Origin of the sequence: Candidatus Synechococcus spongiarum SH4 (assembly GCF_000586015.1) — a bacterium.
Classification (GTDB): Bacteria; Cyanobacteriota; Cyanobacteriia; order PCC-6307; family Cyanobiaceae; genus Synechococcus_B; species Synechococcus_B spongiarum_F.
In genome coordinates this window covers 1-7430 of the sequence record NZ_JENA01000072.1, presented here as the reverse complement: position 1 = coordinate 7430, position 7430 = coordinate 1, and the positions used below count along the sequence as shown (strand labels likewise).

At 64.9% G+C, this 7430-nt stretch carries 7 protein-coding genes and 1 pseudogene; 6 read left to right on the top strand and 2 right to left on the bottom strand.

The features are described from left to right. Window positions 1-165 precede the first annotated feature (165 nt). Both cobT and BG35_RS0104745 read right to left on the bottom strand, forming a co-directional pair. Window positions 166-1386, bottom strand: a complete 1221-nt coding sequence (gene cobT, locus BG35_RS0104750) for a nicotinate mononucleotide-dependent phosphoribosyltransferase CobT (RefSeq protein WP_080688022.1) — start codon at window positions 1384-1386, stop codon at window positions 166-168. A 531-nt stretch (window positions 1387-1917) separates the two neighbouring features. Continuing rightward, the gene (locus BG35_RS0104745) at window positions 1918-3078 is read right to left on the bottom strand and encodes an HrcA family transcriptional regulator (protein ID WP_080688021.1); all 1161 of its coding nucleotides are present in this window, start codon (window positions 3076-3078) and stop codon (window positions 1918-1920) included. 8 nt (window positions 3079-3086) lie between these two features. Between BG35_RS0104745 and BG35_RS0104740 the strand changes: the two genes are divergently transcribed. From BG35_RS0104740 to BG35_RS10315, 6 genes and pseudogenes are all read left to right on the top strand, one after another. Continuing rightward, window positions 3087-4265 (top strand): citrate synthase, encoded by a 1179-nt coding sequence (locus BG35_RS0104740; RefSeq protein WP_025781926.1) that lies wholly within the window; start codon window positions 3087-3089, stop codon window positions 4263-4265. 28 nt (window positions 4266-4293) lie between these two features. Continuing rightward, window positions 4294-5454, top strand: a complete 1161-nt coding sequence (gene nuoH / locus BG35_RS0104735; RefSeq protein ID WP_051506145.1) for an NADH-quinone oxidoreductase subunit NuoH — start codon at window positions 4294-4296, stop codon at window positions 5452-5454. A 42-nt stretch (window positions 5455-5496) separates the two neighbouring features. Continuing rightward, window positions 5497-6097: pseudogene (ndhI, locus tag BG35_RS10320) on the top strand (NAD(P)H-quinone oxidoreductase subunit I). Then, a complete protein-coding gene (locus BG35_RS0104725) occupies window positions 6094-6720 on the top strand; it encodes an NADH-quinone oxidoreductase subunit J (RefSeq protein ID WP_025781924.1) in 627 nt (208 codons plus the stop codon). Before ndhI ends, BG35_RS0104725 begins: the two are co-directional and overlap by 4 nt. Further along, complete coding sequence (nuoK, locus tag BG35_RS0104720; protein ID WP_025781923.1) at window positions 6717-7037, top strand: NADH-quinone oxidoreductase subunit NuoK; 321 nt, start codon at window positions 6717-6719, stop codon at window positions 7035-7037. Before BG35_RS0104725 ends, nuoK begins: the two co-directional genes overlap by 4 nt. Before the next feature lie 70 nt (window positions 7038-7107). After that, the coding region (locus BG35_RS10315; protein ID WP_152535170.1) for a hypothetical protein at window positions 7108-7430 on the top strand (323 nt) is incomplete at its 3' end.

The following is a 7430-nucleotide window of genomic DNA, read 5'->3' as shown; positions in this document are numbered from 1 at the left end:
ACGGCAATGCCCATGGCTCAGGAGCGCCAGGGGCCAGCGCACATGAAGGGGTCGTGGAAGAGGCAGGTGTCCCGGTTCAGGGGCGCCAAAGCGAATGGTGGGCGGCGGCCCGGATTCCTGGTGGTTCCCCATGGAGCCGTTGTGGTGTGGCATCAGCTTCAGGGATCATCCCCGCACCTGCTGGTCCACGTGATCCATGGCCTGGTCACAGAGGCGGGCCAAGCGAAGGTTGGACAGACCGGCCAAGCTGGCCACAATGGCCAACCCCCCTGCCCCCACCCCCTCCTTCACATAGCCCGCCTCGTAGTCCCGCAATGCTGGATGGGCGCAGGGGGAGAAGTCCAGGCGGCTGGCCATGGCCAAGGGGGCCTGGGGGAGTCCCAGTTGCCCATGGATCCGCTCCAGCAGCAGGGCCAGATTGCTGCCCGGCTCCCGGGCCACCCAACAGGTGGTGCCCACAGCGGTGGAGCGCAGTAAGGGGGCCACGGCCTGGCCGCGGGCGCGGGCCAGGACCATGGCCAGGGCCAGCACGGCCGCCATCTGACTGCCCCCCGCCAGCAGGACCGGCGCCCTCCCGCCACAGCCCAGGATCACGCCAGCCACCAGAGGTTGCATGGGATCACCCACAGCCGCCGTCAACTCCAGGGCTGTGGCGGGAGGGCCTGAGCGTTGGAGTCCCTGGGTGATGAGTTGCCGGCGCAGCTTGTGGGGGGGGTGGCGCAGACTGCCACTCACCAACCCGGCCCCATCCACCCCCAACCCCTGCAGGATGGCAGCGGCGGTGCTGGTGCCCCCGGCCACACATTCCCCCACCACCAACAATGCCCCCGGTTGGCGCCGCACCCAATCCCGCCCGAAATCCTGCCCCCAGCGCAGCAGATCCCGCACCCGTTGCAGGGGCAGAGCCCGCCCCGTGCTGAGGCAGGCGGCGGGTTGGCATCCCGGCGCCTGTTCATGGGCCACGGCTGGGGCCACCTCCAGGCCGGCATTCACCATCCGCCTGGGCAACCGCAACTGCTCCAGCACCACCCAGCTAATCAGGGCCGGAGAGACACCAGCCGGCAATGGGGGCAGGGCATGGGGCCGTGGGGCCGCGGGACCCAACGCCACCAACTCCCCATCCGCTGCGGCCGTGAGACGACGACTCTCCGGTGTGCTGCCCGCTGCGGAAATCCCCGGCACTGCAGCAGTGGCTGTGGCCGCCAACACCAGCAGGAACGCGCCGTGCCCCAGCCCCAACCCGGCCTGATCACCCCAACTGGCGGCCAGCGTGGCGTCCCCGCTCACCAGCAGGGGTTCCTCACCTCTTCCCCGTCCCTCGGGCCGGGGATTCCTTCCTGACCCCAGTTGTGGATAAGGCGAGGGTGGGGTTGGGCTGGGGTGCATGGGGTTGGGCTGCCGATGTTGTCAATGTTGGTCTTTGGTTGCGCCAGGGTGATTGCAGCGAGGCAGCCGGCCAGCGGAACAGGACAGGTCCGATTGGGGACCGCCCCTCCTCCCCCGCTACCCAGCCAAGAAACTGCCACTCTCGGTCACCTTCTCACCACTGATGTGAGCTATAATTCAACCGTAGCATTCGAGCCTGTGGACCTCCGTTCTCAGCGACTCAGCGGGCTTAGGATTAGGTGGGCGGCCCACGGCTCCCTCCAACCTGGGGCTGGCCAGCACGACGGGCCAGGATGATTCCACTCTGTCTGCGCCCCCAGCGCAGCCGGGCCAGGGCTGTGCAAGACAGAGATGGTTCAGGAGAAAGGAAGAGCGTGCCAAGTCAGGCTGCCACGGGGAGCGCCACCCACCGCAGCAGTAGCGACCCTGACACCCGCTTGGCGCGGCGCAGCAAGACCCAGCCAGCCAGCCTTACAAGGACATTCCGCCATTTACCGCCAGCATGCCATGGCGGGAAGGGCATGGGGTTGGTTACGTCAGTAGTCGCTCCAGCACGGTGGCCACACTGTGGGCCGAGCCGATGATGGTTTCGTAGGCCATGCGCATGGGGCCGAGGACGGCCACCCAGCCCCGGGTTCCCCGATGACCGCCGTAGGGAACCTTCACCAGGCCACAGGTGGCCAGTGTGGGGGTTTTGTGCTCCCGACCGATGCTCACGTGCTGCAATCGCGGCGCCCCGAGAATTGTGGAGCACTGTTGGGGCTGCTCTTTCAACAACTCCTCGGGCCGCTCCTCCACCAGTTGCAGCAGGTCACGGAGATTGTGGCGGGCCTGGCGAAACTCCGGCTGGGCGATGAGCCCCCCGAAACCCACGGCCACCATGCCGTCCACCGCCAGGGGGGACTGGCGGAGATGGTTTTCAAAGGCCAGTTGCACCGGGTGGCCCAGGCTCCGGCCCTGGGGCGGGAGGGCCTGCCAGTCAATCCGCCCTCCCGCCTGAAGCTGGCGCTCCAGCCAGCGTTCCAACAGGAGCACCTCCCGGGGCTGGGCAGGGGGGTGACGGATGTTGAGCGTCACCACGTTGCCGCCCCAGTCCACCATCATCAGCACCAGCCGCTCGCCGCTGGACACCAGGCGCATGGTGCGCAGCCGGGGTGTGGGGGGAGTGGGGCGGGTAATCAGGGCCAGCAACCCGGTCAGGTCCGCCAGCCGTCCCGCCAGAACACGCAAGAGGTCGTCCAGGGCGGTCCACTGGACCTGCAATCTCAGGCTGTTCAGTTCCCGTTGCAGCCGTTGCACCTGGGAGCCGCCATGGGGCAGGAGGGCGTCCACGTAGTGGCGATAGCCCTGCTGACTGGGAATCCGGCCTGCGGACGTGTGGGGTTGGCGCAGCAAACCCTGGCGCTCCAGCCACACCATGGCGTTGCGGACGGTGGCCGGACTGGCGTTCAGGTGAAACCGTTGCACCAGCGCACCGCTGCTCACCGGTTCCACCGTGTCGATGTAATGGCGCACCGTAACTCTGAGCACCTGCTGTTGCCGTGGGCTGAGGAGCGCCAAGGGGGAGTCGGATGCTGGAACGAACGTAAAAGTCTCGGGGGTGGCGGAGATGGTTTTCGGTAAGGAGAGATACGGAGTGCGGACCCGGAGACCGGCGGTTCGGATCCTGGCGTCGGCAGGGGGCGCTTCCATGGATCACAATGGCATCTGTTGTCTGCTGCGCCGCCGTGGAGTTTCGGCCTGGTCTTGAAAATGTTCCCGTTGCCGAGTCCGCCGTCTGCCACATCGACGGCGCGACGGGCTCCCTCCTCTATCGGGGCTACGCCATTGAGGACCTTGTGCGCCACAGCAACTTCCTCGAAACCACCCACCTGCTCATCTGGGGCGAACTTCCCGGCGTCCGGGAGCTGCAGGACTTCGAGAACGACGTCTATACCCATCGGCGCATCAAGTTCCGCATCCGGGACGTGATGAAGTGCTTCCCGGAAAGCGGTCACCCCATGGATGCGCTCCAGGCCAGCGCCGCCGCCCTGGGTCTGTTCTATTCCCGGCGGGTGCTGGACGATCCCCTCTACATCCGCCAGGCCGTGGTGCGGCTGGTGGCCAAGATTCCCACCATGGTGGCGGCGTTCCAGTTGATTCGCAAAGGACTGGACCCCATCCGCCCCCGGGACGATCTCTCCTATGCCGCCAACTTCCTCTACATGCTCAGCGAGAAGGAGCCGGAGCCTCTGGCGGCCAGAGTCCTGGATGCCTGCCTCATTCTCCACGCCGAACACAGCCTCAATGCCAGCACCTTCAGCGCCAGGGTCACCGCCAGCACCCTCACCGACCCCTATGCGGTGGTGGCATCCGCAGTGGGCACCCTGGCGGGACCGCTCCACGGCGGCGCCAACGAAGACGTGTTGGACATGCTGGATGAAATCGGCAGTCCCGACCGGGTGGAGCCCTTTCTGGACCAATGCCTGGCCCGGAAACGGCGCATTGCCGGTTTCGGGCATCGGGTGTACCGGGTGAAGGATCCCCGCGCCAGAATCCTCCAGGAACTGGCGGAAAGGCTTTTCGCCTGCTACGGCAGCGACGCCACCTACGACTTGGCCCACCTCCTGGAGGAAAAAGTGGAAGAACGACTGGCCGGGAAGGGGGTGTACGCCAACGTGGACTTCTATTCCGGCCTCGTCTATCGCCGGCTCGGCATTCCCGCAGACCTGTTCACGCCCGTGTTTGCCATTGCCCGGGTGGCGGGTTGGCTGGCCCATTGGAAAGAACAATTGGGCGCCAACCGCATCTTTCGCCCGTCGCAAATCTACACAGGCGTAGACCCGCGCCCCTGGCCACCCCGCCGGGAACTGGGGGCGGCGGGGGCGGCGGCTGGGTAGATTGACCGGAGCCGCAACAGCCCCACCCATGATTCCACCGGAGCCCCTCCGGCTGCCTTTCGCCACCTTGCCCAGTGGCAACCTGGATCTGGCGGGAGAATTCCAGGCTGTGCTTCAGGGATGGGGACTGAGTCCCGGCCTGGCCCATGCCCTCTGGCTGCCCCTGCCGATGCTGCTGGTGCTGGCGGCCGCCGTGGTGGGGGTTCTGGCCAGTGTCTGGATGGAGCGCAAGGTGTCGGCGGCCGTGCAGCAGCGCATCGGCCCGGAATACGCAGGCCCCCTGGGCATTCTTCAGCCCCTGGCCGACGGCCTCAAACTGCTGGTGAAGGAAGACGTGATTCCCGCCCGGGCCGATAGCCTGCTCTTCACCCTGGGACCGGTGCTGGTGCTGGCGCCGGTGATTCTCTCCTGGCTGATCGTCCCTTTTGGCCAGAACCTCCTGATCAGCAACGTGGGGGTAGGCATCTTCCTCTGGATTGCCCTGAGCAGCATCCAGCCCATCGGCCTGCTCATGTCCGGCTACTCCAGCAACAACAAATACGCCTTGCTGGGGGGGCTGCGGGCGGCGGCTCAATCCATCAGCTATGAAGTGCCCCTGGCCCTGGCGGTGCTGGCGGTGGTCATGCTCAGCAACTCCCTCAGCACGGTGGAGATCGTTCAACAACAGAACAGCGCCGGCCTGCTCAGTTGGAACATCTGGCGCCAGCCGGTGGGGTTTCTCGTCTTCTGGATCTGCGTCATTGCCGAATGCGAGCGGGCCCCCTTCGATTTGCCGGAGGCGGAAGAGGAGCTGGTGGCGGGGTATCAAACCGAATACGCCGGCATGAAATTTGCCCTCTTCTACCTGGGGAGCTACATCAATCTGGTGCTCTCCGGCCTGTTGGTGGCGGTGCTCTACCTGGGGGGCTGGGGATTCCCCCTGCCGGTGGAATGGTTGGCCTCGGTGCTGCACCAGCCGTTGAGTTCGCCGCTGGTACAGGTGGTGACGGCCTCGGTGGGCATTGTCACCACGGTGCTCAAGGCGTTTCTACTGGTGTTTTTCGCCATCCTGCTGCGCTGGACCACGCCGCGGGTGCGCATTGACCAACTGCTGGACTTCGGCTGGAAGTTCCTGCTGCCCATCGCCCTGGTCAATCTCCTGCTCACCGCCGCCCTGAAGCTGGTTTTTCCTACAATCTTTGGTGGCTGACGAGACCCGTCAGCCCACGTCTCTCTCCTCCCTGGTGTCGCCATGTTCGGATTTCTCAAGCAGGTGGGTGATTACAGCCGTGAGGCTGCCGCTGCGGCCAGGGGCATCACCCAGGGGTTGGCGGTCACCTTCGACCATATGCGCCGCCGTCCGGTGACGGTTCAGTATCCCTACGAAAAGCTGATCCCCTCCGAGCGCTACCGCGGTCGGATTCATTTCGAGTTCGACAAGTGCATCGCCTGTGAGGTGTGCGTCCGGGTCTGCCCCATCAACTTGCCGGTGGTGGACTGGGTGATGAACAAGGAGACCAGGAAAAAGCAACTGAAGAACTACTCCATCGACTTTGGCGTCTGCATCTTCTGCGGCAACTGCGTGGAATACTGCCCCACCAACTGCCTCTCCATGACGGAGGAATACGAGTTGGCCGCCTTCGACCGCCACAGCCTCAACTTCGACAACGTGGCCCTGGGCCGGCTCCCCACCTAGCGTCACCATGGATCCTGCGGTGCAGCCCTTGCGGGAGCTGGCCTACCTGCCCAAAGGGGCCGTGGATCCCCATGGTGTGCCCGACCGGGAGCGCCGCGCCGGGCAGTTGCCCCAGGAGGTGGCGGCAGCGAATACCAAGGAGGATTCCCAACCATGAGCCTTGCGCTCTCCACCCAGCTCATCTGCTTTCTGCTACTCTCCGGCGCCCTGCTCCTGGGGGCCTTGGGGGTGGTATTGCTCCCCAACGTGGTCTATTCCGCCTTTCTCCTGGGTGGCGTGCTGCTGTCCATGGCCGGGCTCTACCTGCTGCTCAATGCCAGCTTCGTGGCCGCTGCCCAGGTGCTGGTCTACGTGGGCGCCGTCAACGTGTTGATCCTCTTTGCCATCATGCTGGTGAACAAGCGTCAGCCCATGCGGCCCATGGGGGGGCTGCTGCTGCGTCGACTACTCTCGGTGGGGGTCTGCCTGGGGTTGCTGGCTCTCCTTGTGCAGGTGGCCCTCACCACCCCCTGGGCCCTCCCCGGCCCGCCGTCCATCGGTGAGGCGGCCCTCACCCGCATTGGCGAGCACTTCTTCACGGATTATCTGCTCCCCTTCGAGGTGGCCTCGGTGCTGTTGTTGATGGCCATGATTGGCGCCATCGTCCTGGCCCGCCGTGACGTGCTGGCCAGGGACGTGGTCACCGGCGAGCCCGCGGACCAAGCCCTTCTGGAACGACGGCGCCCACCCTTTCTCCCCAGCCAGGGCGGCTCCTCTCCATCAGCCCCTTCCCCGCAATGACCATCACCGACATTCCCCTTCAGGCCTACCTGGTGGTTGCCGCCATGCTCTTCTGCATCGGCGTCTGGGGGTTGATCAACAGCCGTAACGCGGTGCGGGTGCTGATGAGCATCGAACTCATGCTCAATGCCGTCAACCTGAACATGATGGCCTTCTCCAGTTATCTGGACGGATCCCAGGTGCGGGGCCAGGTGTTTGCCGTATTTATCATCACCGTGGCCGCCGCCGAGGCCGCCGTGGGGTTGGCCATTCTCCTCTCCCTCTACCGCAACCGCGACACGGTGGACATGGAGCAGTTCAACCTGTTGCGGTGGTAGCCGGTTGCCTTCCCTTGCCGGCTACCCTGATCTTGAGGCTGATCAAGCAACAATGACGACAGCAGAGGCCATGTTGGACATATGGTCCATTGACGCCGCCACTGGAGCGTCAACCAGGTTGGCGGAGTTGGAGCGCTCTGTCCGGAAATCTCCTGTCCTCAAAGGGGTGAACAGGGTTCTGAAGCTTGTTCAGTTGGTTCGCCTGTTGACACTCATTAATGTTCTCGACGTTCGGTTGCTCTTGATTATGGGAGTTGCCCACTGGAAAACCCGGCGGCTCACCTCCTACATGAACCAGGAACCGTTTGACGGTGACGAGGGACTGGCTGAGTTGAGGAGAATTGCCAGACGCTGCGGGGATCTGGTGCAGTGCCTTAATGGCTTTTATGGGCA

Excerpts from the sequence above, each read along its gene's own strand:
- nuoH (WP_051506145.1), top strand. The coding sequence starts at position 4,294 with ATGATTCCACCGGAGCCCCTCCGGCTGCCTTTCGCCACCTTGCCCAGT.
- BG35_RS0104745 (WP_080688021.1), bottom strand. The coding sequence starts at position 3,078 with ATGGAAGCGCCCCCTGCCGACGCCAGGATCCGAACCGCCGGTCTCCGG.
- nuoK (WP_025781923.1), top strand. The coding sequence starts at position 6,717 with ATGACCATCACCGACATTCCCCTTCAGGCCTACCTGGTGGTTGCCGCC.
- BG35_RS0104740 (WP_025781926.1), top strand. The coding sequence starts at position 3,087 with ATGGCATCTGTTGTCTGCTGCGCCGCCGTGGAGTTTCGGCCTGGTCTT.
- BG35_RS0104725 (WP_025781924.1), top strand. The coding sequence starts at position 6,094 with ATGAGCCTTGCGCTCTCCACCCAGCTCATCTGCTTTCTGCTACTCTCC.
- cobT (WP_080688022.1), bottom strand. The coding sequence starts at position 1,386 with ATGCACCCCAGCCCAACCCCACCCTCGCCTTATCCACAACTGGGGTCA.